The sequence below is a fragment of the Tenacibaculum sp. SDUM215027 genome, from assembly GCF_050566205.1.
In the GTDB taxonomy this organism is placed as follows: domain Bacteria; phylum Bacteroidota; class Bacteroidia; order Flavobacteriales; family Flavobacteriaceae; genus Polaribacter.
On sequence record NZ_JBNXUE010000001.1, the window covers coordinates 572,080 to 597,795 of the forward strand.

Annotated in this window: 26 protein-coding genes and 1 pseudogene; 12 read left to right on the top strand and 15 right to left on the bottom strand. The window is 29.3% G+C overall.

Annotated features, from left to right (window positions below; all coding sequences use genetic code 11):
- Position 1 precedes the first annotated feature (1 nt).
- The 3 genes from ACQYZ7_RS02685 (at position 2) to ACQYZ7_RS02695 (ending at position 2,778) form a co-directional block, all read left to right on the top strand.
- On the top strand, positions 2-436 hold the full coding sequence (locus tag ACQYZ7_RS02685; RefSeq protein ID WP_430728249.1) for a YHS domain-containing (seleno)protein: 435 nt from the start codon (positions 2-4) through the stop codon (positions 434-436).
- 111 nt (positions 437-547) lie between these two features.
- Positions 548-2,194: a glycerol-3-phosphate dehydrogenase/oxidase gene (locus ACQYZ7_RS02690; protein ID WP_430728250.1), complete on the top strand. Its 1,647-nt coding sequence runs from the start codon at positions 548-550 to the stop codon at positions 2,192-2,194.
- Between the two features lie 92 nt (positions 2,195-2,286).
- Positions 2,287-2,778: a hypothetical protein gene (locus ACQYZ7_RS02695; protein WP_430728251.1), complete on the top strand. Its 492-nt coding sequence runs from the start codon at positions 2,287-2,289 to the stop codon at positions 2,776-2,778.
- A 76-nt stretch (positions 2,779-2,854) separates the two neighbouring features.
- On the opposite strand, the gene ACQYZ7_RS02700 is transcribed toward ACQYZ7_RS02695, so the two are convergent.
- The 3 genes from ACQYZ7_RS02700 to ACQYZ7_RS02710 all read right to left on the bottom strand — a co-directional run bounded on the left by ACQYZ7_RS02700 (position 2,855) and on the right by ACQYZ7_RS02710 (position 6,011).
- On the bottom strand, positions 2,855-4,123 hold the full coding sequence (locus tag ACQYZ7_RS02700) for an MFS transporter (protein ID WP_430728252.1): 1,269 nt from the start codon (positions 4,121-4,123) through the stop codon (positions 2,855-2,857).
- Between the two features lie 3 nt (positions 4,124-4,126).
- A complete protein-coding gene (locus ACQYZ7_RS02705; protein WP_099214943.1) occupies positions 4,127-4,786 on the bottom strand; it encodes a hypothetical protein in 660 nt (219 codons plus the stop codon).
- A 229-nt stretch (positions 4,787-5,015) separates the two neighbouring features.
- Positions 5,016-6,011, bottom strand: a complete 996-nt coding sequence (locus ACQYZ7_RS02710) for an NAD(P)H-dependent glycerol-3-phosphate dehydrogenase (protein ID WP_430728253.1) — start codon at positions 6,009-6,011, stop codon at positions 5,016-5,018.
- A 94-nt stretch (positions 6,012-6,105) separates the two neighbouring features.
- Here ACQYZ7_RS02710 and dut point away from each other — a divergent pair, with 94 nt between their 5' ends.
- A complete protein-coding gene (dut, locus tag ACQYZ7_RS02715) occupies positions 6,106-6,537 on the top strand; it encodes a dUTP diphosphatase (RefSeq protein ID WP_430728254.1) in 432 nt (143 codons plus the stop codon).
- Positions 6,538-6,551: 14 nt separating this feature from the next.
- Positions 6,552-6,989 carry a hypothetical protein gene (locus ACQYZ7_RS02720; protein WP_430728255.1) on the top strand — a complete coding sequence of 146 codons (438 nt, stop codon included), beginning with the start codon at positions 6,552-6,554 and terminating at the stop codon, positions 6,987-6,989.
- Between the two features lies 1 nt (position 6,990).
- Here the strand turns inward: ACQYZ7_RS02720 and ACQYZ7_RS02725 are convergent, their stop codons facing one another.
- The 4 genes from ACQYZ7_RS02725 to recA form a co-directional block, all read right to left on the bottom strand.
- On the bottom strand, positions 6,991-7,530 hold the full coding sequence (locus ACQYZ7_RS02725; RefSeq protein ID WP_430728256.1) for a GNAT family N-acetyltransferase: 540 nt from the start codon (positions 7,528-7,530) through the stop codon (positions 6,991-6,993).
- Between the two features lie 3 nt (positions 7,531-7,533).
- The gene (locus ACQYZ7_RS02730; protein ID WP_430728257.1) at positions 7,534-9,216 is read right to left on the bottom strand and encodes an amidohydrolase; all 1,683 of its coding nucleotides are present in this window, start codon (positions 9,214-9,216) and stop codon (positions 7,534-7,536) included.
- A 29-nt stretch (positions 9,217-9,245) separates the two neighbouring features.
- Positions 9,246-10,103, bottom strand: a complete 858-nt coding sequence (locus tag ACQYZ7_RS02735; protein WP_430728258.1) for an AraC family transcriptional regulator — start codon at positions 10,101-10,103, stop codon at positions 9,246-9,248.
- 135 nt (positions 10,104-10,238) lie between these two features.
- Positions 10,239-11,246, bottom strand: a complete 1,008-nt coding sequence (recA, locus tag ACQYZ7_RS02740) for a recombinase RecA (protein WP_099214939.1) — start codon at positions 11,244-11,246, stop codon at positions 10,239-10,241.
- A 116-nt stretch (positions 11,247-11,362) separates the two neighbouring features.
- Between recA and ACQYZ7_RS02745 the strand changes: the two genes are divergently transcribed.
- Positions 11,363-11,938: a pseudouridine synthase gene (locus ACQYZ7_RS02745; protein WP_430728259.1), complete on the top strand. Its 576-nt coding sequence runs from the start codon at positions 11,363-11,365 to the stop codon at positions 11,936-11,938.
- Between the two features lie 32 nt (positions 11,939-11,970).
- On the top strand, positions 11,971-14,193 hold the full coding sequence (locus ACQYZ7_RS02750; protein ID WP_430728260.1) for a T9SS type B sorting domain-containing protein: 2,223 nt from the start codon (positions 11,971-11,973) through the stop codon (positions 14,191-14,193).
- Here the strand turns inward: ACQYZ7_RS02750 and ACQYZ7_RS02755 are convergent, their stop codons facing one another.
- The 4 genes from ACQYZ7_RS02755 to ACQYZ7_RS02770 all read right to left on the bottom strand — a co-directional run bounded on the left by ACQYZ7_RS02755 (position 14,194) and on the right by ACQYZ7_RS02770 (position 16,915).
- A complete protein-coding gene (locus ACQYZ7_RS02755; RefSeq protein WP_430728261.1) occupies positions 14,194-14,634 on the bottom strand; it encodes a GNAT family N-acetyltransferase in 441 nt (146 codons plus the stop codon).
- Positions 14,634-15,065 carry a ribose 5-phosphate isomerase B gene (gene rpiB / locus ACQYZ7_RS02760; RefSeq protein ID WP_430728262.1) on the bottom strand — a complete coding sequence of 144 codons (432 nt, stop codon included), beginning with the start codon at positions 15,063-15,065 and terminating at the stop codon, positions 14,634-14,636. Before rpiB ends, ACQYZ7_RS02755 begins: the two co-directional genes overlap by 1 nt.
- A gap of 695 nt (positions 15,066-15,760) precedes the next feature.
- Positions 15,761-15,928 (bottom strand): hypothetical protein, encoded by a 168-nt coding sequence (locus tag ACQYZ7_RS02765; protein WP_430728263.1) that lies wholly within the window; start codon positions 15,926-15,928, stop codon positions 15,761-15,763.
- Positions 15,929-16,003: 75 nt separating this feature from the next.
- The gene (locus ACQYZ7_RS02770; RefSeq protein WP_430728264.1) at positions 16,004-16,915 is read right to left on the bottom strand and encodes a diacylglycerol/lipid kinase family protein; all 912 of its coding nucleotides are present in this window, start codon (positions 16,913-16,915) and stop codon (positions 16,004-16,006) included.
- Positions 16,916-17,031: 116 nt separating this feature from the next.
- Here ACQYZ7_RS02770 and rnr point away from each other — a divergent pair, with 116 nt between their 5' ends.
- The 4 genes from rnr (at position 17,032) to ACQYZ7_RS02790 (ending at position 20,853) form a co-directional block, all read left to right on the top strand.
- The gene (rnr, locus tag ACQYZ7_RS02775) at positions 17,032-19,227 is read left to right on the top strand and encodes a ribonuclease R (RefSeq protein ID WP_430728265.1); all 2,196 of its coding nucleotides are present in this window, start codon (positions 17,032-17,034) and stop codon (positions 19,225-19,227) included.
- Positions 19,228-19,246: 19 nt separating this feature from the next.
- Positions 19,247-19,867 (top strand): hypothetical protein, encoded by a 621-nt coding sequence (locus tag ACQYZ7_RS02780; protein WP_430728266.1) that lies wholly within the window; start codon positions 19,247-19,249, stop codon positions 19,865-19,867.
- A 77-nt stretch (positions 19,868-19,944) separates the two neighbouring features.
- On the top strand, positions 19,945-20,622 hold the full coding sequence (locus ACQYZ7_RS02785) for a head GIN domain-containing protein (protein ID WP_430728267.1): 678 nt from the start codon (positions 19,945-19,947) through the stop codon (positions 20,620-20,622).
- A 33-nt stretch (positions 20,623-20,655) separates the two neighbouring features.
- Complete coding sequence (locus ACQYZ7_RS02790; protein WP_430728268.1) at positions 20,656-20,853, top strand: Sec-independent protein translocase subunit TatA/TatB; 198 nt, start codon at positions 20,656-20,658, stop codon at positions 20,851-20,853.
- A gap of 61 nt (positions 20,854-20,914) precedes the next feature.
- On the opposite strand, the pseudogene ACQYZ7_RS02795 reads toward ACQYZ7_RS02790, so the two are convergent.
- Together ACQYZ7_RS02795 and ACQYZ7_RS02800 are read right to left on the bottom strand one after the other, a co-directional pair.
- Positions 20,915-21,232 (bottom strand): annotated as a pseudogene (locus ACQYZ7_RS02795) (heavy metal-binding domain-containing protein).
- Between the two features lies 1 nt (position 21,233).
- Positions 21,234-22,160: an SPFH domain-containing protein gene (locus ACQYZ7_RS02800; protein ID WP_430728269.1), complete on the bottom strand. Its 927-nt coding sequence runs from the start codon at positions 22,158-22,160 to the stop codon at positions 21,234-21,236.
- A gap of 131 nt (positions 22,161-22,291) precedes the next feature.
- Between ACQYZ7_RS02800 and ACQYZ7_RS02805 the strand changes: the two genes are divergently transcribed.
- A complete protein-coding gene (locus tag ACQYZ7_RS02805; RefSeq protein ID WP_430728270.1) occupies positions 22,292-22,690 on the top strand; it encodes a DoxX family protein in 399 nt (132 codons plus the stop codon).
- Positions 22,691-22,833: 143 nt separating this feature from the next.
- On the opposite strand, the gene ACQYZ7_RS02810 is transcribed toward ACQYZ7_RS02805, so the two are convergent.
- Complete coding sequence (locus ACQYZ7_RS02810) at positions 22,834-23,727, bottom strand: class I SAM-dependent methyltransferase (RefSeq protein WP_430728271.1); 894 nt, start codon at positions 23,725-23,727, stop codon at positions 22,834-22,836.
- Between the two features lie 83 nt (positions 23,728-23,810).
- Entirely contained in the window at positions 23,811-25,688 is a 1,878-nt protein-coding gene (mnmG, locus tag ACQYZ7_RS02815; RefSeq protein WP_430728272.1) for a tRNA uridine-5-carboxymethylaminomethyl(34) synthesis enzyme MnmG, read from the bottom strand.
- Between the last annotated feature and the right edge of the window lie 28 nt (positions 25,689-25,716).

Consider the following 25,716-nt stretch of genomic DNA (forward strand, 5'->3'; position numbering starts at 1 on the left):
CATGAAACATTTATTCATAATTTTTCTACTTTTTTCAAGTATTGTCTTCTCACAAAAATACAATACTAAAAACGGAGTAGTCGCTAAAGGCTATGATGTAGTGAGTTATTTTAATAATATAGCCGAAAAAGGAAACAAAAAATTTACCACTAAATACAACGGTGTTTCTTTTCGTTTTTCATCAAAAGAAAATTTAGCTACTTTCCTTAAAAATCCTAAAAAATACAATCCACAATATGGTGGATATTGCGCCTATGCTATTGGAAAAACTGGAGAGGAAGTAGATATTAATCCGAAAACTTTTGAAATACGAGATGGTAAATTGTATTTATTTTATAACTCTTGGGGAACCAATACATTAAAAATGTGGTTAAAAGAAAATCCTGAAGAACTCAAAAAACAAGCAGATATAAATTGGAAAAAATTAGATCGTTAGTTTAGATTTAATAGTTGCGGGGGCGACTTCTGAAAGGGCTGATAATTTCAGCTCTTTTTTTATACCTATCGTTTCTTTTTATTCTTATTTTTGGTTGATAAAAACAGCTCTATGAATAATTTCTCTTCTTTCAATAGAAAAAACATTCAACAAGAATTACAAACAACAGAATTTGATATTCTAGTAATTGGCGGTGGTATTACTGGTGCAGGTATTGCTTTAGATGCGGCATCACGTGGAATGAAAGTTGCCTTAATAGAAAAAAACGACTTTGCTTCAGGTACTTCAAGTAAATCTACCAAGCTAATTCATGGAGGTTTACGCTACTTAAAACAGTTTGATTTTTGGTTGGTGAAAGAAGTAGGTACTGAACGTGCTATTGTTCATAAACTAGCTCCGCACTTGGTAATTCCTGAAAAAATGATTTTACCATTAATTGACGGCGGAACTTACGGTTCATGGTTAACATCTATCGGATTAAAAGTATATGATGTACTAGCTTCTGTTGAAGGAGATGATAAACGTAAAATGCTTGATAAGAAGGAAGCATTAGAAAAAGAACCTTTGTTACCTGAAAGTATTTTAAATGGTGCTGGTTTTTATGCTGAATATCGTACGGATGATGCTCGTTTAACTATTGAAGTTTTAAAAACAGCTAGCCAATACGATGCACAAATACTTAACTATACACACGCAGACGAATTTATTTACGAAAATAAACGTGTCGTAGGTGCTAAAGTAACAGATACTTTTACTGATGAAAGTTACGATATCAAAGCTAAATATGTAGTAAATGCAGCAGGCCCTTGGGTAGATGAATTACGTCAAATAAATAATTCTAAAATTGGAAAACGTTTGCACTTAACCAAAGGAGTTCACTTGGTTGTACCGCATGAAAAATTACCTGTAAAACAATCGGTGTATTTTGATATTCCTGATGGTCGTATGATGTTTGCTATTCCTCGTGGAAAAGTAACCTATTTCGGAACTACAGATACCAATTATCAACAAGATAAAGACGCTGTTGAAACTTCAATGGTAGATGCTTTGTATTTAATTGAAGCAGTAAATAATATGTTTCCTGACATTCAATTAACTATGGATGATATTCAATCATCTTGGGCAGGATTACGCCCGTTAATTCATGAAGAAGGAAAGTCGGCTTCGGAATTATCTCGTAAAGATGAAATTTTTGTGTCTGATACCAAGTTAATTTCTATTGCAGGAGGTAAACTAACAGGTTACAGAAAAATGGCAGAACGTATCGTAGATATTGTCGCTAAAAAAATGAAACGCCGCTTTGAGATAGAATTTGACCCAATTCAAACTGAAGAAATTGTTTTAGCAGGGGGTCCTTTTCAAAACTATAAATCAGTAAAATTATATAGTAATCAAGTTTATAAACGTATAAAATCATTTGGTTTTTCAGAAAAAGATGCTAGCTATTTAGTGCACAACTATGGTAAACAAACTGAACTTATTTTAGATAAGTTTGATGAGCTAGATGAAGAAAATATACAAGAACGTTTATTAAAAGCTGAGGTATGGTTTACTATAAAACATGAAATGACCTGTACTCCTACCGACTTTTTTATGCGAAGAACAGGTCGTTTGTTTTTTGATAAGCCGAGTGTAGATCTTTACAAAAACTTTGTTATTCAAGAGTTTACCAAACGTTTTAATTGGGATAAAAACACAACTTTAAAACACCAACAAGAGTTGGATAAAAAAATAGCTTTGACCTTAAATTTTAACTAGTTTTTATCTAGAAAATTAATCGAGTATTATATCTTTGGCGACTGCAAAATTTAGCTACAAAAAAGGTTTGTACAATTAATTTTTTAAGTAATATGAAACAACTAGTACTAGTATTTTTTCTATTAACCACTCTTATAGCAAAAAGTCAAACTAATATTATTTCTAATTCAGATTTTGATAATATTAAAATAAATAATGTTGCTTTAACTGATATAAAAGAGACCTTTGGAAAACAAGCAAAAGTAGAATCTTTATTAGGCACAACTACTTCTTATGAAGATAACGGTTTTTACTACTATTTTAGATTTAATGGATTAAAACTTGATTTTTCTACATCTGGAAGAAAGCCTTACATCGAATCTTTAGATGTTTTAGGTACCGAAGCTACTTTTACAATTAAAGGAATTACAGTTACTGTAGGAGATTCTATTAGTAAATTAGGTGATGTTACCTTAAGCACTGGTAGAAATGGTTCTAAAAGTATTTTATATGCCGAGTGTGATAGTTGTGATGTCTTTATTAACATAGATTTTGATCAAGCAACTAAAAAAATTACAAAAATCAATTATTTTGATATGTCATAATTGATTTACTTATTAAAAATAAAAATGCCCAGAAGCTATATTTCTGGGCATTTTTATTTATCAAATAGTTAACTTGTTATTCTTCCTTCTCATGCTCTTCTAAATCTTTAGTTAAATCTAACTTTCGTAACGTTGGATTTAAAACTCCTGTAGTAATAACTGTAATTAATGTCATTGTTCCACCAAAGACAACTGCTGTTATCGTTCCCATTAATTTTGCTGTTACCCCACTTTCAAAGGCACCTAATTCGTTAGAAGAACCTACAAACATAGAGTTTACTGAAGCCACTCTACCACGCATATGATCTGGTGTTTTTAATTGTAATATTGTTTGACGAATCACCATCGAAACTCCATCAGTTACACCACTAAAGAATAGCGCTACAATTGAAATCCAGAAAACAGAAGACAATCCAAATACAATAATACAAATTCCGAAACCAAATATAGCTGCTAAGAGCTTCATTCCTGCATTTCTACTGATAGGTATGTAAGCAGTTATTAACATCGTTAAAAAAGCTCCTATGGCTGGTGCAGCACGCAAAGCTCCGAATCCTTCAGGCCCTACTTTTAAAATATCTTGTGCATATATTGGAAGTAATGCTACTGCCCCTCCAAATAATACCGAAATCATATCTAATGTAAGTGCTCCTAAAATAGCTTTCGTTTTATAAACAAAACGTACTCCTTCTTTTAAACTTTTCATTACTGGTTCACCAATCTTAGGATTTAAAATTGGTTTCTTCTTAATAAAAAATACTGTAAAGAATGACACAGATACTAAACCAAATACAATACATAAAGACCAGTGTACTCCAATCCATGAAATGGTTAATCCTGCAAAAGCTGGTCCTAATACAGAAGCTATTTGCCATGTTGAACTACTCCAAGTTGCTGCATTTGGATATAGTTTTTTAGGAACTATTAAAGCAATCAATGAAAATATGGTTGGTCCGAAAAATGAACGTAACAATCCACCAAAAAACACCAAAGCATAAATAGCGTATAGTACTGTATTCTTATTCCACCCTTCAATAAAACTAGGTAGCGTTAAAAAAAATAGTCCTAAACTAATGAGTGAAAATAACCCGATACACAACGCTAATAAATTCCTTTTTTCTTTTTGATCTACAATATGACCTGCAAACAATGCCATGGATACTGCTGGAATTACTTCCATTAAACCTATAATTCCTAACGACAATGGGTTTTTAGTGATACTATATACTTGCCATTCGATAATAATAAATTGCATAGACCATGCAAATACTAAGGCAAATCGTACTAAAAGAAAAATATTAAACTCTTTAATTCTTAGGGATGCGTAGGGGTCTTTTTTCTCCATAAATTAATTTAGTTTCAAATCCATTAAAATGGCAAATGTTTCATTAACATCTCTTTCTTTTACCACTATAGTCATTTCATGTGTAGTAGAAATTACTTCTTGTACTGCAATATTTGCCCAAGCAAATTGCTTTAAAATGAAGTAATAAATACCTGATTGGTCTAGATTTCCTTTTGGAAGTTTTATAGTTATGGAAGCTAAATCGTTTACATTATTAATTAACGCTTCTTTCTTAAAAATTTCTTCAACAAAAGGTTTTAAGTTTTTACTTGTAACAATATTTGTTTCAAAAATACCTTGAGAAACCGTTAAAAAATAATCTTTACTATCAGCAGATTTACTTAAAATTTTAGCAATTTCTTTGAGTAATGATGTAGTGTTCTTAAAAGTGAAATCGCACAAGTCTGAACGTACAATTACGTCTCCCAAATTCAATGCAAGTCGTTTGATATTTTTACGAACTCTCAATTCATTTGCTGGAGATAGCCTGTTAATAGCCATCATAACTGCACCTACTTTTACTTCCTTTTTTAATAATTTAGAAACTTCTGGTAAAATTTCTCTCGCTAACGATGATACATTGATTAATTTCTCATTTAGAGCCTCTTCTATGAAAGGAGTTTTTCTGATGGTAATTTCAACAGCTTCTTGAATTGTTTTCATATTTGTTTAGTTTTAAACTAAAAGTAACAAAAATACAATTAAAAGTGAATTTATACTATTTTTTTAATTTGTAATATATTTAATTAAAATCTTTGTTAATCAGATTTTTAAACTAAATTTGTCATTATTGTATCTTGTTACAAGACCTATACACAACTCAAATATAGAAGCGATTGATGGGGCTTCTTAATTATATATTAAGAAGGATTATTTGTACAAATGCAAACAACTAATCTAATCTATTTGTTAACTTTAAAAACTCATCTTTCGCTTCTTTTTTGTCGTACAAAACGTTATAAACAGCGTCGATTATTGGAGTTTTAGCTTTGTTATTTTGATTAATTTTATATGCACTTTTTGTAGCATAGTATCCTTCAGCAACCATACTCATTTCTAGCATTGCAGATTTCACAGTATAGCCTTTTCCTATCATGTTTCCAAACATTCTATTTCTACTAAATGTTGAATAACCTGTAACTAATAAATCACCTAAGTATGCAGAGTTATTAATATTACGCTTCATTTTATGTATCTTTTTAATAAAGCGTTTCATTTCACGAATACCGTTACTCATTAATACTGCTTGAAAATTATCTCCATATCCTAAACCATGAGCAATTCCAGCTGCTATGGCATAGATATTTTTTAACATCGCTGCGTATTCGGTACCAATAATATCATCAGATATTTTAGTTTTAATATAGCGTCCTGCTATAGCTTTGCTAAGGTTTTTTGCTTTTTCTTCATCTTGACATGCCAATGTTAAATACGATAGGCGCTCCATTGCCACTTCTTCTGCATGACAGGGTCCAGATATTACCCCAATATTTTCATATGGAATATTATATGATGTATGAAAATGTTCACCAACAATTAATCCTGATTCAGGAACTATTCCTTTGATAGCTGAAAAAATAATTTTCCCCTCTAAAGAAGCTGTTAGTTTTTCTAGCTCGGTGTTTAAAAAAGCAGATGGGATAGCAAAAATTAACACATCGTAATTTTCAATGATATAGTTTATATCCTCAGACAAATCTAATTGCTCTGGGTGTAATTCTGCAGAACTTAAATAACTAGGATTATGCTTGTTACGTTTAATATGTTCAATAGCATATATGCTACGCATATACCAACCAATAGTTTCTAAGTTTTCAGATAACATTTTAACAATAGCTGTTGCCCAACTTCCTCCTCCTAAAACGGCTATTCTAGTTTGATTGCTCATAAGTAATATTTATTTGTATTACAAAATTAAGAAATCTATAAACGACTCTCTAAACTTAAAGGTTATTATATTTGAAAATTGAAAATCAAAAATTATGAATGTACAAATCATAAACAAATCAAAACACCAAACTCCAACCTATGAAACCGAAGGTTCTGCAGGTATGGATTTGCGTGCAAATATAGATGCAGCTATTACCTTAAAACCTTTAGAAAGAGCTATTATAAAAACAGGGTTATTTATTGCTCTTCCCGTTGGATATGAAGCTCAAGTACGTCCGCGTAGTGGATTAGCTGCTAAAAAAGGAATCACAGTTTTAAATTCACCGGGTACTGTTGATGCGGATTACCGTGGTGAAATTGGAGTTATTTTAGTGAACTTATCTAATGAAGAGTTTATTGTAAATGATAGTGAGCGTATTGCTCAACTAGTCATTGCAAAGCATGAACGTGTTAACTGGCAAGAAGTAGCTGTTTTAGATGAAACAGAACGTGGTGCTGGTGGTTTTGGAAGTACAGGTGTTTGATATAACTTATTATTGTGAAAAAAATAAATTTTCTATTAATTTTTTGTATTTTATCTTTTTCATGTAATAATGAAAAGGTAAAAGGATTGGAAACTAGAGTTTCAAGACTTGAAAAAGAAAATATTAAGCTTAAAGATTCTTTGAAAAAATTAACATATAATATGTTAATATCTTCTCAGCTTATTGGAATACCTGAAGAAAATAATTTAAAAATTAATCAAAAAAATAAATTTAAATTTTTCTTTTATCAAGAACAAAAATTACCTGCATATGATATTTTTGAGATAGATAACAAAGGGGAAAAAAAACTGTTGCTTAAAGATTATAAAAAATCTGACTTTTATTATGATTTTATACCTAAATCAAATGAAGATAAGTCATTTAAAATAAAAACTTTATTTTATCTTGATACAGTAGCAATAGAAATACCTGGTGTAATAAATATGAAGTAATTTATTGGATTATTTTATACACTTGGCTCATTTTTCGAACTTTATCAAACAATAATTCAAAGTCTAAAAAACAATGTGAATGGTATTGATACCCTAGTTTTTTATAGAATTTAAAAGCTTGCGGTTGCTCATCCATAGTGTCTAACCATATCATTTCATATTGTTTTTTTATCGCTTCTTCTTCTAACCAAGCTAATAATTGCTTACCAACACCTTTACCTTGGGTGTTTTTATGTAAATAAATTCGATGGAGTTTTAATGATTTTTTATTCTCAAACCCTGGTAATTTCTTATCCCATAAAATTCTTAAAACTCCTACTATTTCTTCTTTATAAACAATAAAATAGTAGCTTGTTTTATCTTCTAATAATTCTTCTTCTAAATTACTTTTAGAGAATTGAGTTTGTACATACCAACTACCTTCATCTTTCCAAAAATGTTTATACGCAGCAGGATATACTTCTTTCATTAAGGTTAAAAGAGATTCCGAATCTGAATTCGAAATCTCTTTTAATTGAATGTTTTTTGATACGTGAATCATTTATTACTTTTTATAAACTTCTTTTCCATCAAAAATAGTTAAAACTACTTTTGTTTTATTTATTTGATTTGCTGGTGTTGTAAAAATATTTTGATCAACAACTATAAAATCTGCTAATTTTCCGGCCTTTAAAGAACCTACTTTTGTTTCTTGTCTCATTACATAGGCTCCGTTAATCGTATAAGCTTTAATGGCTTCTTCTAACGAAATATTTTGTGGTATTCTAGTAACTGCATTTTGTATTCCTACAAATGGATTTAAAGAGCTCACATTCCAATCGCTACTCAAGGTTATTCTTGCACTAGCATTTTTTAAAGATTTTATTGGAACTTGATTATCTGCCAACTCAGCACCTAATAAATGATCATTATCATGCCAATACGCGGGCTGTGTAAAATCTCCTGCTACTTGAACATCTGCTGTTACATTTAATTGTTTAAACCTATTCATATCGGCGACATCAACCATTTCTACATGTGTTAAACGGTGTCTTCCTTCTGAAGTTCCACTTTGTTCAATAGCATTCAAAGCTTCGGTTACTCCTCTATTTCCAATAGCATGAATATGAAAATCGAAACCTACCATTTCAAGTTCTTTTATATATTTTGATATTCTCTCTTGTGTAAAATAATTTAATCCATTATTTGTTGGTAATCCAAAAATATCTTCTTTATAATTTTGATGTAGTGCAGCAGTTGTATTGTGTGTAATTCCATCAGAATATAGTTTTATCTGATTAATCTTTAATAGGCTATTTTCATTATTAAAAAAAAGTTTTTTTAAACTCGCAATTTGCGTTGCATCATCTTCAGTAGGATATGCCCATAATCCTAAATTAAAACGTGCTGTTAACTTATTATCGGCAGCTAAATCTTGCCATATTTTATGTTGTTCTCTTTTCCAATAAGTTCTCGCATCAGAAACTGATGTTATACCGTGTTTAGCTAACTCTGGTAACACATAACTAACCATTCCGTCATACTCCCCATCTGCATCATTTAGCGAAGCAACGGCTTGTTGAAAAACAACATCTCCTGCATTATCTATTAAAATACCCAATAATTCTCCTTTCTCTTTCATTATAATTCCGCCTTGAGGATTTGGAGAATCTTTGGTCATTCCTGCTAATTCTAGTCCTTTAGAATTTATCCACATTGAGTGAGATGTTTGTTCCATAATAATTACAGGTCTGTCTGAAACTGCTTCATCTATAATTTGTAACGGATTTCTTTTTGCGTTAAAAAGTGTATTTATTGAATGCCCAAAACCAATTAACCACTCTACATTTGGGTTGTCTTTTGAAGCTTTTTGAATGGTTGAAATATAATTCTCTGCATCGATTTCTTCTTCGTTTAAAACAAAAGCTGTGGTGGTCGATCCTACTTCCATGGGATGCATATGAACATCGTGAAAACCAGGTAGTATTAATTTACCTTTCAAATCTATTTTTGTAGCATTTTTATTTGCTTTTTTTTCAGCTTCGGTGTTTGAGCCTACAAAAAGTATTTTATTTCCGTCTATTAAAATTGCTTCTGCCCATGGATTTGTATCATCAACCGTAAAAATTTTAGCATTATAATACAATTTTTCTGTGCTAGTTTCAGAGAATTTTGTGGGAATTTTAGGGTCGCTTGAGCAAGATTTTATAGCAAAAACTACACTGAATAAAATGGTTATTAATTTCATTTTCTTCATATTTTGTTTGTATTGTGAAATTAACCTTTTAAAGGGACATAAATTTCGGTTTTGTATTCATTTTCATTATCTGTGTGCGCTTCATGTTTTGTATAAAACTCTAAAAAAGGGTGTTCAGAAATTTCTTTATCTGTTGTAAATAACCAGTTTCTAAAAATTTTATCATACGTTTTACTTATTGATTGATAAGTACCAACGTGTGTAAAAACCACATACTTTTGACTTGGGATTGTTTTAATTGTAAATTTTTTATCTGGTATTTGAAAGGAGTCATCAATAACCAAACAGGCATCGTAGTTGTATGTGATGCTTTCTGAAATAATAGGTTCATCCCAAATAATTCCGAATGATTCTGCTTTATTAATATTAATATGTAAGTTTTCAGCTTCTTTTAATAATTTGTTCCAAACTTCATCTATTTCACTGTTATAATAATTTGCTTTTACCGTTTTATAAATTACTTTTTTAGGTTTTAGAACTGTAATTTTATTTTCAAAAAAAGGCATTTCTATATTCTCTTTTATTTCTTTTTTAAAAAATTCTTCTCTTTTATTTCTGTAAACGGCAGGGGTAATTCCGTAGTGTTTTTTAAAAGATTTGCTGTACGTTTGCACATCTGCATATCCTACTTTTTCGGCAATATCTTTAATTTTATCTGATGTAAACACTAGCATTTTTGCGCTATTTTCTACCTTTACTCTTGTAACATAGGCACCTATAGTTTCTTGATATTGTGCCTTAAAAATACGTTGTAGATTTCTGTATGAAAAGTTAGATAGCTCTTCTAAATCTTCTATTAAAATCTTTTGATTGTATTTGGTTCTTAAATAGGAAACGACTTGTTGTAACCGGTTTATGTAGAATTCTTTTGTTTCCATAATACAAATGTAAAGGAGGTACTTTTATTAGTTTTTGTCATAAATTGACAATATAAAATATACAAAAAAAAGCTGTTGAAATATTTCAACAGCTTTTTAAAAATAGTAATAGTTTGAACTTTAAATTTAAATTACTTATTCTTGATTTTCAATAGCTTCTTTTATTTTGTTTTCAAGCTCTTCCATTAATTCAGGATTGTCTTTAATAACACCTTTAACAGCATCTCTACCCTGACCTAATTTAGTGTCTCCATAGCTAAACCATGAACCACTTTTCTTTATAATTCCGTAATCTACACCAATATCTAAAACTTCTCCTACTTTTGATATTCCTGCACCATACATAATATCAAATTCAGCCATTTGGAATGGAGGAGCTACTTTATTTTTTACAATCTTAACTTTAGTACTGTTACCTATAACTTTATCACCATCTTTAATTTGTGTTCTACGACGAATATCTAAACGAACCGATGCATAAAACTTTAAAGCGTTACCACCAGTAGTTGTTTCAGGGTTACCAAACATAACTCCAATTTTTTCACGTAACTGGTTAATAAAAAATACTGTACAGTTAGTTTTACTAATTGTTCCTGTTAATTTACGTAAGGCTTGTGACATTAAACGTGCATGAAGTCCCATTTTAGAATCTCCCATTTCACCTTCAATCTCAGATTTTGGTGTTAAGGCTGCAACCGAGTCAATAACAACAATATCAATAGCACCCGAACGAATTAAATTATCAGCAATTTCTAAAGCTTGTTCACCGTGATCTGGTTGAGAAATAATTAAATTATCAACATCCACACCTAAACTTTCTGCATAAAAACGATCAAAAGCATGTTCAGCATCAATAAAAGCAGCAATTCCTCCTGCTTTTTGAGCTTCTGCAATTGCATGTATGGTTAATGTTGTTTTACCTGATGATTCTGGTCCGTAAATTTCTATAATTCTTCCACGAGGGTATCCTCCTACTCCTAAGGCTAAATCTAATCCTAAAGAACCCGACGATATTGCATCTACATCTTCTACTTGGCTATCTCCTAACTTCATTACGGTTCCTTTACCGTAAGTTTTATCTAACTTATCTAATGTAAGTTGAAGCGCTTTTAATTTCGCTTCTTTTTCTTTATCTGCTGCCATAAATCGTGCTAATTATTTTAAGTAATAAGAACGGCTAAGTTATGAAAAACTAGCTTTAATATCCTATCTTTTTATGTTACATTTTGTAATATTGTGCTTCTTAAAAAAAAGAAAAGATGTCAACCCATCGTCACTTCATGATTTACAAACCTTATGGTTTTTTATCACAATTTATTACTAATCAAAAAAAAGGTGGTAAACATAAATTGTTAGGAGAGTTATTTAATTTTCCTTTAGGAACTATGGCTGTTGGTAGGTTAGATGTAAAATCAGAAGGATTATTATTATTAACTACCGATGGAAAAGTAAGTGATTTTATTACCACAAGAGGCAAGGTTGAAAAAGAGTATTATGTGCAAGTTGATGGAGCAATTACATCTGAAGCTGTTGAACAGTTAAAAAATGGTGTTGAAATTGGTTTTGACGGAAAAAAATACATGACTAAACCTTGCAAGGTTAAAATGATTGACATTCCTAATTTTCCTGAACGCTCAAAAAAAATTCGTGATGCTCGTCATGGACCTACCCCTTGGATATCAATTACTTTAACTGAAGGAAAATTTAGACAAGTACGTAAAATGACTTCTGCTGTTGGTTTTCCTACACTACGCTTGGTACGAGTTCGTGTTGGTGATATTTTATTAGGTAAAATGGAATCTGGTGAAGTAAGAGAGGTTGAGGAATTGATTTAGTTTATTATTTTTACAGCTTTATAAAAAAGCTAATGAAAAAATTATTACTTACTTTATTTTCTACTTTCTCTCTATTTTCCTATTCTCAAAATACTTATGTTCCTGATGATGGTTTTGAACAACATTTAATTGATTTAGGCTATGATTCTGGTCCTTTGGATAACTATGTTCCTACTAATAATATCAGTACTGTAACCGACCTATCAATATCAGGAAATGCTACTTATATATGGGAAATAAAATCCTTACAGGGTATTGAAGACTTTATTGCTTTAGAAAAATTAACTATTGAATTAAATGAAGTTGTGACTATTGATCTTTCTAGTAATACCAATTTGATAGATTTACATATTTATAGTGATTCAATGCTTCAAAATTTGAATATTTTAAATAATAGTAAACTAGAAAATTTTCACTGTATTAACACTAGTGTAAATTCAATCGATTTATCCAATAACATAAATATAAGAGACTTAGTAATAGGAAATTCTAGTATTACAGAATTAGATTTATCAAAAAATATTAAAATTGAACAACTTAATTTAAGTCATGGAATTTTAGAAAAAGTAAATTTTAAAAACGGTAATAATTCATCTATTACTCAATTTTATTGCATTGATAATCCTAATTTAACCTGTTTTCAGGTAGATAATGAAAATTATAGTAAAACTAATTGGATAGATATTGATGACAACTCTGTGTTTAGTACTAATTGTGCTGCTCCTCTATTAACCTATGTACCCGATGATAATTTTGAACAAGAGTTAATAAACCTTGGATATGATTCTGGTCCTTTAGATGACTATGTGTTAACTAGTAATATTGAAAACATACTAGAATTAGAAATTCAAGAAAAAAATATTGCTGACTTAACAGGTATACAAGATTTTAAGAGTTTAACAAAACTTATATGTTATACTAACTCTATTAGCTCTATAAATCTCAATAACCTTAAAAATTTGACACATTTAAATATATCAGAGAATAATCTTACAACACTAGATATTAGTAATAATTTAAAATTAGTTGATCTATTTTGTAGTGATAACATACTTAATGAAATAGATGTTAGTGATAATATCAAGTTAGAAAGATTGGTGTGTTCTCTAAATAAAATAAAAGATTTAGACATATCTAGGAACTTAGATCTATATCTTTTATGGTGTGAACATAATCTACTAAATCAATTAAATTTATCATTAAATAAAGATTTAAAAAGATTAAGTTGTGGAGGTAATTTATTTACTAGTATAGATGTATCAAATAATAATATATTAGAAGAATTTTATGCTCCTGATGGAAATTTAGAGTCATTGAATTTATCTAATAATCCAAAAATCAATTACTTCGTTGTATCTAACAATAAACTCACTTTTTTAGATTTAAGAAATGGTGCTAATCAAAATATACCAGGAAACAGTTTTAATACAACAAATAATAATTTGGATTGTATTCTTGTTGATGATAAAAATTTTAGTGAAGTAAATTGGATTTCTATCGATGCTACATCTACTTTTATTAATAATGAATCAGAATGTAATCAAACTACATGTACTATTACAGTAGATACTTTTAATGATGTTACTACCTGTGATAATTACTCTTTACCTAATTTATCTAATGGTAAATATTATACCCAAAGTGGAGGTAATGGAAATCAATTAAATTCTAAAGATATTATTACTACTTCTCAAACTATTTTTATTTATAACGAAGATTCAAGTAATCCATCTTGTTCAATTGAATCCTCTTTTCAGATTACTATTAATAATTCACCTGATGTTGATATTTTAAATGATGCTTTTGCTTTTAATGAATTTACTTTACCTAATCTAACAAACGGAAATTATTATACTGAATCTGGAGGTAATGGAAATCAATTAATCTCTGGAGATATTATAACTTCATCACAAACAATTTTTATTTATAATGCTAATCCAGCCAATTTAAATTGTGATAATGAAAGTAGTTTTACTATCACGATTGAGCAAAAAGATATTACTATACCAAATTTCTTTACACCTAATAACGATGGAAATAATGATACTTGGGTTGTAAACGCTAATAACAATCTTATTAAAGATATTTATATTACTGATAGATTTGGTAAAATAGTAAGTAAGATTAAAGCAAATAATATTGGTTGGGATGGTTTATATAATGGATTACCATTACCTAGTAATACATACTGGTATCAAATAATTTTTACTAATGGAGAAACTAAAAATGGAGCTTTTGCTTTAATTAGAAAGTAATTAACCTCTTATCATTCTTATATGCGGAATTCCATCTTCCAAATATCCTTCACCTACTTGTTTAAAACCGTGAGATTCGTAGAATTTCTGTAAATACGTTTGTGCAGAAATGGTAATAGTTGTTTCATTATAGTTATCAACAATAGCTTTAATAGAATCTTTAATTAAATTATGTCCATAACCATATTTACGTTCGGTTTCCTTTATTACTACCCTACCAATACTAGGAGTATCAAAATATTCACCACTGTTAAATAATCGTGTATAGGCTATTATTTTTCCTTTTTTTACACCTATAACATGTAATGCCTTTTGATCTTTACCATCAATATCTTGATAAACACAATATTGTTCAACAACAAAAACTTCAGAACGTAATTGAAGTAATTCATACAGTTCTGAAGTTGTTAATTCTTGAAATTTTTTTACTCTAAAATTCATTAACTACAAGCTATTTTTTCTACTCTGTTAGCATGACGACCACCTTCAAATTCTGTAGATAAGAAAATATTTACAAAACCTAATGCTTGTTGTAACGATACAAAACGAGCAGGAATCGTTAAAATATTAGCATCGTTATGTTGACGTGTTAATTCAACTAATTCATTATTCCAACATAAAGCAGCTCTTACACCCTGATGTTTATTAGCTGTCATTTGCGCTCCGTTGCCACTTCCACACAAAATAATACCCATTTCAGCTTGACCAGTTTCAACTGCTTCAGCAGTTGGGTGAATGGTATCTGGGTAATCCATACTATCGGTTTCATTTGTACCAAAGTTAATTACCTTATGTCCTAATTCTTCTAATAGGTTAACTATTTCAAATTTGTATTCGGTACCTGCATGGTCATTTCCTACAGCGATTGTCATAATTTGTTGATTTTAATTCAGTTGTGAACTACAAAAATACAGTTATTCACGGTTATCAACAGTAATTAACAATGCTTTTTTTAGCATTCTTAATAACCTCTTTAAAATTAGGGGTTTAAACTATATTACCAAATTGTTAAGAACTAGTAGTAGATTCTGAAAAGAAAATTTGATTTTCTAAATATTTTTTACCATACAAGAACAAGAATTAATTATGCAACTTTTTTTTTGAGATTTTAATGAACATTTATCAACATAAAATTAACCCTTTCTTTACATTTAAAATGAAATTAACTATTCATAATTTTTAGTGAATTGCTGTTTATAACTTTTGTTAATAACTCCATTTTATAGTTGATTTTTAAGATATTATTCAACTAATAACTTGTTTATTTATTTTAATAAGTCACTTTACCAAAAATAAAATCTACTTTTTATGCTACATATTAACACACTATTATAACAATCATTTCTTTTTTTAAATTTTAAAAATCTTTTATATTAATAATATAATATGTTAACAACAGTTTTTTAACTTCAAACTTTAAAGAATTTCCTAACTTATATTAATTTACCTGTAAGATGAGAGATTAAATAAATTAGGATCCTTTCTGTGTTTCTAGTAGGCAAATTGCAAAAATTAAGGCATTAATGCTATGTTTGTTGATAAGTGGTAATAAATGTAAAGAACTGCTTTAAACGGCTTTTTTATAAGCTTTGATAAGGTTAAGAGTGTCTTTAGTATTAACTACTTCAGAAGGAGTTTTTTTATTCAAAGTCGTATTGATACTTACTACAGTTACGATAATTCCTGTAATAAATATAAAAATGAATAGAGCTATTATTTTGCGTAAGTTTTTCATTTATAACGACTTTCTTATTATAAAGACGTATAAGTTTAAGAAACGTTACAATTTCATTAAGATTTTTTTAACTTTTTAAGGAATTACTATTCGAATAGCACTTTTAATAATACTTACTCTTACTTTTCCTTTACCTATTAACTCTCCATCTGCTTGAATATAAGGTAGATCCTTTCTATTTTTAGGAGTTATTAACAATGATTTTGAAGTATATGTTTCTACTTTTTTATGCTGAAGAATTTTTCCGTTGTATAATTTTTTTATAGAAAACAATAAATCCCAAAAAGATAGATTTTTAGCTATGGTTACATCAAATAATCCATTATTAGAGTCTTTATAATCAGTTAATTGCATACCACCAGCAGAATATTTACAAATACCAAACAAAGTCATTAAACATTTCGTTTCAATTGATTTATTATCTATATCTATTTTAAAAGTAGTTTTTTTATAGAGTAATAAACCTGCTATTCCACTAAGTAAGTACGCTATAGGTCCAAACCTTTTCAATTTATTTAACTTATTAACAACATACCCGTCATAACCAATACCTGCAACATTATTAAAGTAAGATGTAGTATTTGATAATTCCAAGTAACCAATGTCTTGAAAAATGGTTTTTTCATGTTTAATTAAATTAATAGGAGCTTTTATATTTTTAGATATATTATAGGTTTTAATCCAATCATTACCAGTACCTAAAGGTATTACAGCAACAGTTATTTCTTTTGAATTAATAGTATTTTGTGTCATAATTCCATTAATAATATGATGCAAAGTACCATCACCACCTACTGAAATTATTTTTTTATAACCTTTGTTAATAGCTTGTTGAACAATTTTTTTTTCATGATTTGAATACTGTGTTTTAACATATTCATAAGTAATATCATTCGCTTCTAATCCCTGTTTAATTTCTGACCAATATTTATTAAAATTACCATTACCAGCTACAGGATTAACAATAACAAACCAAGAATTATTCATACAAATACTTTAAATAAAGAATGGAAAAGTACAAAATGAATTTATAACAGTTATTTAAATTACTAGCATTAATTTTATTTGTACTTTGGTTGAAAATTTAATAAGACGAAAGATTAATGACTAGAAAGAAAAAAATCTACAAAAAAAAGGGCAAAGTTATCAAAGATCTTACCCGAAACATTTTCAAAATACTTAACGAAGACAGTAGTAAAAATTATAACTATAAGCAGATTGCTGCTAAATTGAAGGTTTTTGATACTGATGGTAAAAATCAGATTATTAAGAAACTAGCTGAATTAACAGCAAATAAGAAAATTAAAGAAGTTGACAGAGGTAAATATCAAATAAACGAAGATCGTAAGTATCATATTGGTACATTAGATGCTACTTCTAACGGTAATGCTTATTTTATTTGTGATGACTTCGAACATGATATTTTTGTTCCTTCAGTAAACTTAGGAAAAGGCTTGCATAACGATACTGTTAAAGCTTATGTTTATAAAAAGAGAAGAAGTAATAAATTAGAAGCAGATGTTGTTGAAATTATAGATAGAGCTAAAACAGAATTTGTTGGTGTTTTACAAATGAATAAAAACTTCGGATTTGTGATACCTGATAGCAATAAAATGTATGCCGATATTTTTATTTCACAAAGTAAACTTAATGGTGCAGAAGATGGTGATAAAGTTGTTGCTAAAATGACTGATTGGCCAGAGAATTCTAAAAATCCATTTGGAAAAATTACACAAGTTTTAGGAAGACCTGGAGATCATGATACCGAAATTCATTCTATATTATTAGAGTATGGTTTACCGTATGAATTTCCAACAGAAGTAGAAAAAGAAGCATCAGAATTACCCATTGAAATAACTAAAGAAGAAATTGCTAAACGTAGAGATATGCGTGGTGATTTAACCTTTACTATTGACCCAAAAGATGCAAAAGATTTTGATGATGCTTTGTCATTTACTAAACTTGAAAATGGAAATTATGAAATAGGAATTCATATTGCAGATGTTTCTCATTATCTACAACCAAAGACAATTTTAGATGATGAAGCCTACGATCGTGCTACTTCAGTATATTTAGTTGACAGAGTGGTACCAATGCTACCAGAAATGTTAAGTAATGGAGTTTGTTCATTACGACCAAATGAAGAAAAATTGACTTTTTCTGCCGTATTTGAAATGAATGACAAAGCACAAGTTATCAACCAATGGTTTGGAAGAACAGTTACTTATTCAGATAAGCGCTTTGCATATGAAGAAGCACAAGCCATAATTGAAAACAAAAATAATATTATACCTGCTGATGTTTCTTTAACAGGTGAAGCCTATGAAGTTGATGAACAAATAGTAGAAGCTACATTAAAACTAGATGAGTTAGCCAAAAAAATGCGTAAAAAGCGCATGAAATCTGGAGCTATTTCTTTTGATAGAGTCGAAGTTAAGTTTGATTTAGATGAAAATGCAAATCCTACTGGAGTTTTCTTCAAAGAAGCAAAAGATGCTAATAAATTAATTGAAGAATTCATGCTACTAGCAAATAAAAAAGTGGCTGAGTTCATAGGTTTTTCTGGTGGAAAACCAAGTCAGAAAACATTTGTGTATCGAGTACACGATGAACCAGATATTGAAAAGTTAGCATCATTACAAAATATTGTTAGTAAGTTCGGATATAAAATTGATACGGAAACACGTCAAAAAACATCAGACAGTTTAAACAAATTATTATCAGACGTTCATGGTAAAGGGGAAGCTAATATGGTAGAAACTTTAGCAATACGCTCTATGAGTAAAGCTGAATATACTACACAAAATATTGGTCACTACGGATTAGCATTTGATTATTATAGCCATTTTACCTCACCTATTCGTCGTTATCCTGATGTAATGACTCATCGTTTATTACAACACTATTTAGATGGAGGAAATTCACCAAAAACAGAAATTTATGAAGAAAAGTGTAAGCATTCTTCAAAAATGGAAGAATTAGCTTCTAAAGCTGAAAGAGATTCTATAAAGTATATGCAGGTAAAATATATGCAAGATCATAAAGATCAAGAGTTTGAAGGTGTAATTTCTGGGGTTACTGAATGGGGAATTTATGTTGAAATAAAATCTAACAAATGTGAAGGTATGGTTCGTATTAAAGACATAAAGGATGATTATTATATATTTGACGAAAAACAATATGCTGTGATTGGACAATCAACAAAGAATATGATTCAATTAGGTGATGAAGTAGTAGTAAAAGTTAAACACACCGATTTGGAACGAAAACATCTTGATTTCAACCTCATTTCACACTAAAATATACTTAAATAAAACTATGAAATTTTGGATTACTAACGAAAAAGAAACAAGTAATATTTATCTAATTGCTAATGAAAAATCTTTATGGATTACTGAACAACCTATTGAAAATGATATTAGTAAGCTAATTACAGAACAGAAGTTAACAAATTTAACTATTATAAGATTTGAAGAGATAAAAGAGATTTTATTAAATGATACTGATCAGATGATGACAATCAATTTTAAAAATAGTAAGGAAGATGATATTGAAATAGTAGTTACTTCAGGCACTTATTCAGAAATTAAAACATATTTATTAACAAACCTTAAAGGTATTGTAGTTAAAAACTACTCACTTTTTAAACAAATTAAACCGTACATATTTGGTTTATTATTGTTTGGAGTTGGTACATGGATTTTATACAACACTGCTTTAAGTTTACAAAATGGAGATACATTAAATACAAGTGGTAGAAGAGGGCTTATAAAAAAGATATTTGTAGGAATAGCAGATTTTTTAGGACCAACTGGAGTATTAGTAATTGGAGGAATTTTTATAGTTATTTTCATAATAGGGCTTGTTAGTACAATTAAGAAACCAAAAGAAGGAAAAATTATAAAAATTAAGAATACCCCTGAATTAATATTCAGTTAAAACAATATTTTTAAGCATTTACCTTTATAGTATTGGTATAATTATTGGTTATACTCAATTAACTAATGGAATTTATTATGAAGAAATTAGCAATATTAAGTTTGTTTTTGATGACCGTTTTAGCATCAGCTCAAACAACCATAACTAAAAATTTAGGAGACTTTTCAATTGTAAAAGTCTATAATGGTATAGATTTAAAACTTGTTAAATCAGATGTTTCTAAAATTATAGTTACAGGTGAAAAAACAGATAAGGTTAAAATTAAGTTAGATGGAACTACCCTAAAAGTATTATTGAGATTCCCAGAAACTACTGCCGATGGTAAAGTTAAAGCAACGTTATATTACAATAAAACTTTATCAATAATTGATGCAAATGAAGGAGCTACAATTACAGGTAAAGACATTAATCAACAAAAAGTTGAAATTAGAGCTCAAGAAGGAGCTTTTATCAATCTTGTGGTGAATGTTAAGCATTTAAACGTAAAAAGCTCTTCAGGTGCTGTTATTAAGCTTTCTGGTACAACCAAGAATCAAAATGTAAATGCAGATTTAGGAGGAATGTATCACGGATACAAATTATCAGTAGAAGAAATGACTATTGTAAAAGCAGGATCTGGATCTAAAGTTGAAGTACAATCTGGTGAAACTTTAGATGCTAAAGTATCGTTTGGAGGTTCTATTTTTTACAAAGGAAAACCAGAAGTTCTTATAGATAAAAAAGTAATTGGAGGAGTAATTGAACACAGAAGTTAATTTCGTATCTTTGTAGCGCAAAATTTAATAAAAATGAATTTACTTACTATATTTTTAGGAATGATTGGACCGTGGCAAATAGCTATAGTCGTTGCATTAGTATTATTATTATTTGGAGGTAGAAAAATTCCTGAATTAATGAGAGGTTTAGGAACAGGTATCAAAGAATTTAAAGATGCTACTAAAAATGAAGATGAAGAGACTACTGATAAAGCAGAAGATAAAAAATAAGATTAATACTTATTATAAAAAGAAAACCGAAACATTTAATGTTTCGGTTTTTTATTTTTAGTTATATTTTTATAGCAGTACCTGAGGCTGTAACCATTAACATACCACTATTGGCACCTACGGTTTCATAATCTAAGTCAATTCCTACTACTGCATCCGCTCCTAAACTACGAGCTCTTTCAGTCATTTCTTTTAAAGCTATTTATTTAGCTTCTCTTAGTACTTTTTCGTACGAACCAGACCTACCTCCCACTATATCTCTAATACCAGCAAAAAAGTCCTTAAAAATATTCGCACCAATAATTGTTTCACCAGTAACAATACCTAAATATTCTTTAGCAGGTTTATTTTCTAAAGAAGGTGTAGTTGATAATATCATATTATTCTTTATCTTTTTTATCTTGAGCCTTTTTCATTGCTTCTCCTATTTGGTTACTTGCTGTAAAGCTTGCAACCATATCATTTAACATATTACTTCCTACTTGTGGAGAATTAGGTAACAATATTAAATTACTATTGGTTTCTTCTCCTAATGATTGTAACGTATCATAATGTTGTGTTACTACAATTAAAGCAGATGCTTCTTGACTATTAATACCTACACGGTTTAATACTTCAACAGACTCTTCCAAACCACGAGCAATTTCACGACGTTGATCAGCAATACCTTGTCCTTGTAAACGTTTACTTTCAGCTTCAGCTTTTGCTTTTTCAACAATTAAAATACGTTGTGCATCTCCTTCGTACTGAGCTGCTGTTTTTTCTCTATCTGCTGCATTAATTCTATTCATTGCAGCTTTTACTTGAGCATCAGGATCTATATCAGTAACTAAGGTTTTAATAATATCGTAACCATAATCCATCATAGCGTCGTTTAATTCTGTTTTTACAGCAATTGCGATATCATCTTTTTTAACAAACACATCATCTAACTTCATTTTAGGTACCTCTGCACGTACAACATCAAATACATAAGATGTAATTTGATCGTGTGGATAATCTAGCTTATAAAATGCATCATACACCTTTTCACGAATTACTTTGTATTGTACTGAAACTTTTAATTTCACAAATACATCATCTAAGGTTTTTGTTTCTACAATTACATCCAATTGTTGAATTTTTAAACTTAACTTTCCTGCAATTCTATCTACAATAGGCACTTTTAATTGTAAACCAGATTGGCGGATGCTTTGAAAACGACCAAAACGTTCAATAATAGCTGCGGTTTGTTGCTTAACAATAAAAAATGAAGATAATAAAACGATAACCCCGATAGCAATAACCGGATACATGTAAATTGACATAGTTTTTAATATTTAAATGTTAGTAATTTTTTTGATAAAGATACTACTTAATAGTAGATATTTATAAGACGAATCTTTCCATAATTGTTACAATTCTTTTTTTAAAATTATATTTGTAAAAAATCAATTACATGGAACTTATACAACAAAGCATAACAGAAATTCTAATCTTACTTTTTTTAATCGTTACTTTTTTACAATCAGGAATTGATAAAGTAAGTGACTGGAAAGGAAATTTGTCTTTTATCAGAGGACACTTTAAAGATTCACCTTTAAAAAATTCAGTACCAATTTTATTAGCCGTTATTTTAGTAATGGAATTATTAGCAGGAGCATTAATGTTTGTTGGAATTTTTCACTTATCAACAACAGGAAATCACAACATCGCTTTAATAGGTGCAGAATTATCTGCAATAACATTAATCTTTTTATTAATTGGTCAACGATTAGCAAAAGATTATGCAGGGGCGATGACCTTAGCAGTTTACTTTATAATTGCAGTTTTAGGCGTATATTTATTAAATAAATAAAAACTATTAAAAATATAATTAGTAATCAATATTTACTATCAAAAAACCTCTTAAAAATCTAATTTTAAGAGGTTTTTAAATTTTAATAAGGTATTTATATGTTTTAGTGTTTAAAACTACTTAAAATAGCTTTAAATTTAGTTTTACTTACTTTTTAAGATGTAAATTAAAGAAGAATACTCACCAGAACGTTTTGCTTTTATATTTGACTTCAAACCTGTTAAAAAAGCATGAATAGGTCTCGATTTCTTAGTTTTATATTTTTCTGATAATAAAGAAACATAATATGAATCAAACTTCATTGGGAGTGTTTTTTCAACTCTCATTTCAAATAATAAAAATATTTTTGAAATAGCTGTTTTTGAAAAATGCCATAAATGTCTTGGAACATCATAAGCAGCCCAAAATTCTTTGTAGTGTTTTGAATCAAAACTTTTATGATTAGGAACAGCAATGATTAAAAATCCATTTGGTTTTAAAAGAGATTTAAGTTGTTGTATATATTCTGTTAAATTAGGAATATGTTCTAATACATGCCAAAGTGTAATAACATCAAATTGTTTGTTTTTTATTGCAGAGACATCTTTTATAAGATTTATGTTTTTATTTTTAGCAAAATCTCTAGCTTTTTCAGAAGGCTCTACTCCGTTAATTTTCCATCCACCTTTTTCACATACTTTTAAAAAATCACCAGTACCTGCTCCAATATCTAAAATTGATTTTTCTTCTGTATTAAAAGAGTTAATCAATTTTAGTTTCTTATTTAAAGTGTAATTTTTTACAAACTGATATGTTTTATCAAAAAGAGAAGTTTTACTATCTGTATGTGAAATATAATCTTCACTAGCATAATATTTTTCTAAGTTGTTAGGTACAGGTGAAGTTACTAACATATCGTAATCTTCATTTCTCATTACCTCATAACTCTCTTTTGACACTGTATGATCAATACAGTTTAAAAAAGGTTTTAAGTTTTTGTAGAACTCTTTTTCTGTAATCAAACTAATAAAATGTGTTGAGTGTTCCTTGTGGAACATTGGTTTTTGGTTGAACAATTATACATAAACAAAACACAACGTTCCATGTGGAACATTCTATTTTTAGAAAAATTATTTAGAACTTATCTTCCCATGTAAACAAGTAGTACAGATATGTCACTTGGTGAAACTCCACTTATTCTACTTGCTTGTGAAATAGAGGTAGGTTGAATTTTACTTAACTTCTCTCTAGCTTCATATGATAAAGATTTTACTTTATTATAATCAAACGTAGAAGGAATAGGTACATTTTCTAATCTATTTAATTTATCGGCATTATTCTTTTCTTTTTCGATGTAGCCAGAATATTTTAAATGTATTTCAACTTGCTCTATTACTTCTTCATCAATAGTGTTTTCTTGAATATAACTCTCAAGTTTCTCTATAGATCTAAAATCTGAAAAAGATAATTGTGGTCTAGCAGCAATCTTATATAATTTCATAGATTGATTTATTGTTGCTAAATTTTTACTTTCTAAAATAGGGTTTACCTCTTCTTTTGTTATACTTAATTTAGTAATGAAATTTATTAAACTTTGAGTTTTGTTTTGCTTCTCTTCTACTCTATTCATTCTTTCTTGTGAAGCTAATCCTAACTTATAAGATCTTTCAGTAAGACGTAAATCTGCGTTATCTTGTCGTAATAATGTTCTGTACTCTGCACGAGAAGTAAACATACGATAAGGTTCTTCTGTTCCTTTTGTAATTAAATCATCAATTAAAACACCTATATAAGCTTCACTCCTTTTTAAAATAAATGGTTCTTTATTTTGAGTTTTTAAGGCTGCATTTACACCTGCCATTAAACCTTGTGCAGCTGCTTCTTCATAACCCGTTGTACCGTTTATTTGTCCAGCGAAAAATAAGTTATTAATTAACTTAGTTTCTAAATTATGTTTTAATTGTGTTGGTGGAAAATAATCATATTCGATGGCATAGCCATATCTAAAAAACTTTACATTTTCAAAACCTGCGATAGAACGAATAGCTTTGTCTTGAATATCTTCAGGAAGAGATGTAGAGAATCCGTTTACATAAATTTCAACAGTATTCCAACCTTCTGGTTCTACGAAAATTTGATGACGTTCTTTCTCTGCAAAACGATTAATTTTATCTTCTACAGAAGGACAATAACGAGGTCCTGTAGATTTAATTCTACCATTAAACATAGGTGAACGTTCAAACCCTTCACGAAGTATATCATGTACTTTAGGGTTGGTGTAAGTAAGGTAACAAGAACGTTGCTTAGTTAATGTTTTTGTAATAGGTAAATACGAGAATTTTTCTGGAGCATCATCACCAGGTTGTTCAGTCATTTTAGAATAATCTAAAGAGCGTCCATCAACACGAGGAGGAGTTCCTGTTTTCATCCTACCAGCTTCAAAACCTTTTTCAACTAAACCTTCAGTAATACCTGTTGAAGCTCCTTCACCTGCTCTACCTCCACCAAAAGTTTTATCACCAATATGAATTAAACCATTTAAAAAAGTACCTGCTGTTACGATTACTGTTTTAGCTTTTATTTCTAAACCTAAAGCAGTTTTAACACCTCTAATAGTATCTCCATCAAACAATAATCCATTAACAGAATCTTGATAAAAATCTAAGTTTTCAGTTTGCTCTAACATCGTTCTCCAGCACTCTGCAAATTGCATTCTGTCTGATTGCGCTCTTGGACTCCACATAGCAGGTCCTTTCGATTTATTTAGCATCTTAAACTGAATAGCTGTCTTGTCAGTTACAATAGCGCTATAACCACCTAAAGCATCAATTTCTCGTACTATTTGCCCTTTTGCAATTCCACCCATAGCAGGATTACAACTCATTTGAGCAATGTTTTGTAAGTTCATTGTAATTAACAAAGTGTGTGCTCCCATATTTGCACTTGCTGCAGCTGCTTCGCTACCCGCATGTCCACCTCCTACTACAATTACATCGTATGTTGTATTAACTAAACTCATTTTTTATAGTCAGTTCCACGTGGAACTC

What these genes read in the sequence shown, in the direction of transcription:
- ACQYZ7_RS02685 (WP_430728249.1), top strand. Translation starts at nt 2, where the DNA reads ATGAAACATTTATTCATAATTTTTCTACTTTTTTCAAGTATTGTCTTC.
- ACQYZ7_RS02690 (WP_430728250.1), top strand. Translation starts at nt 548, where the DNA reads ATGAATAATTTCTCTTCTTTCAATAGAAAAAACATTCAACAAGAATTA.
- ACQYZ7_RS02695 (WP_430728251.1), top strand. Translation starts at nt 2,287, where the DNA reads ATGAAACAACTAGTACTAGTATTTTTTCTATTAACCACTCTTATAGCA.
- ACQYZ7_RS02700 (WP_430728252.1), bottom strand. Translation starts at nt 4,123, where the DNA reads ATGGAGAAAAAAGACCCCTACGCATCCCTAAGAATTAAAGAGTTTAAT.
- ACQYZ7_RS02705 (WP_099214943.1), bottom strand. Translation starts at nt 4,786, where the DNA reads ATGAAAACAATTCAAGAAGCTGTTGAAATTACCATCAGAAAAACTCCT.
- ACQYZ7_RS02710 (WP_430728253.1), bottom strand. Translation starts at nt 6,011, where the DNA reads ATGAGCAATCAAACTAGAATAGCCGTTTTAGGAGGAGGAAGTTGGGCA.
- dut (WP_430728254.1), top strand. Translation starts at nt 6,106, where the DNA reads ATGAATGTACAAATCATAAACAAATCAAAACACCAAACTCCAACCTAT.
- ACQYZ7_RS02725 (WP_430728256.1), bottom strand. Translation starts at nt 7,530, where the DNA reads ATGATTCACGTATCAAAAAACATTCAATTAAAAGAGATTTCGAATTCA.
- ACQYZ7_RS02730 (WP_430728257.1), bottom strand. Translation starts at nt 9,216, where the DNA reads ATGAAATTAATAACCATTTTATTCAGTGTAGTTTTTGCTATAAAATCT.
- ACQYZ7_RS02735 (WP_430728258.1), bottom strand. Translation starts at nt 10,103, where the DNA reads ATGGAAACAAAAGAATTCTACATAAACCGGTTACAACAAGTCGTTTCC.
- recA (WP_099214939.1), bottom strand. Translation starts at nt 11,246, where the DNA reads ATGGCAGCAGATAAAGAAAAAGAAGCGAAATTAAAAGCGCTTCAACTT.
- ACQYZ7_RS02745 (WP_430728259.1), top strand. Translation starts at nt 11,363, where the DNA reads ATGTCAACCCATCGTCACTTCATGATTTACAAACCTTATGGTTTTTTA.
- ACQYZ7_RS02750 (WP_430728260.1), top strand. Translation starts at nt 11,971, where the DNA reads ATGAAAAAATTATTACTTACTTTATTTTCTACTTTCTCTCTATTTTCC.
- ACQYZ7_RS02755 (WP_430728261.1), bottom strand. Translation starts at nt 14,634, where the DNA reads ATGAATTTTAGAGTAAAAAAATTTCAAGAATTAACAACTTCAGAACTG.
- rpiB (WP_430728262.1), bottom strand. Translation starts at nt 15,065, where the DNA reads ATGACAATCGCTGTAGGAAATGACCATGCAGGTACCGAATACAAATTT.
- ACQYZ7_RS02765 (WP_430728263.1), bottom strand. Translation starts at nt 15,928, where the DNA reads ATGAAAAACTTACGCAAAATAATAGCTCTATTCATTTTTATATTTATT.
- ACQYZ7_RS02770 (WP_430728264.1), bottom strand. Translation starts at nt 16,915, where the DNA reads ATGAATAATTCTTGGTTTGTTATTGTTAATCCTGTAGCTGGTAATGGT.
- rnr (WP_430728265.1), top strand. Translation starts at nt 17,032, where the DNA reads ATGACTAGAAAGAAAAAAATCTACAAAAAAAAGGGCAAAGTTATCAAA.
- ACQYZ7_RS02780 (WP_430728266.1), top strand. Translation starts at nt 19,247, where the DNA reads ATGAAATTTTGGATTACTAACGAAAAAGAAACAAGTAATATTTATCTA.
- ACQYZ7_RS02785 (WP_430728267.1), top strand. Translation starts at nt 19,945, where the DNA reads ATGAAGAAATTAGCAATATTAAGTTTGTTTTTGATGACCGTTTTAGCA.
- ACQYZ7_RS02790 (WP_430728268.1), top strand. Translation starts at nt 20,656, where the DNA reads ATGAATTTACTTACTATATTTTTAGGAATGATTGGACCGTGGCAAATA.
- ACQYZ7_RS02800 (WP_430728269.1), bottom strand. Translation starts at nt 22,160, where the DNA reads ATGTCAATTTACATGTATCCGGTTATTGCTATCGGGGTTATCGTTTTA.
- ACQYZ7_RS02805 (WP_430728270.1), top strand. Translation starts at nt 22,292, where the DNA reads ATGGAACTTATACAACAAAGCATAACAGAAATTCTAATCTTACTTTTT.
- ACQYZ7_RS02810 (WP_430728271.1), bottom strand. Translation starts at nt 23,727, where the DNA reads ATGTTCCACAAGGAACACTCAACACATTTTATTAGTTTGATTACAGAA.
- mnmG (WP_430728272.1), bottom strand. Translation starts at nt 25,688, where the DNA reads ATGAGTTTAGTTAATACAACATACGATGTAATTGTAGTAGGAGGTGGA.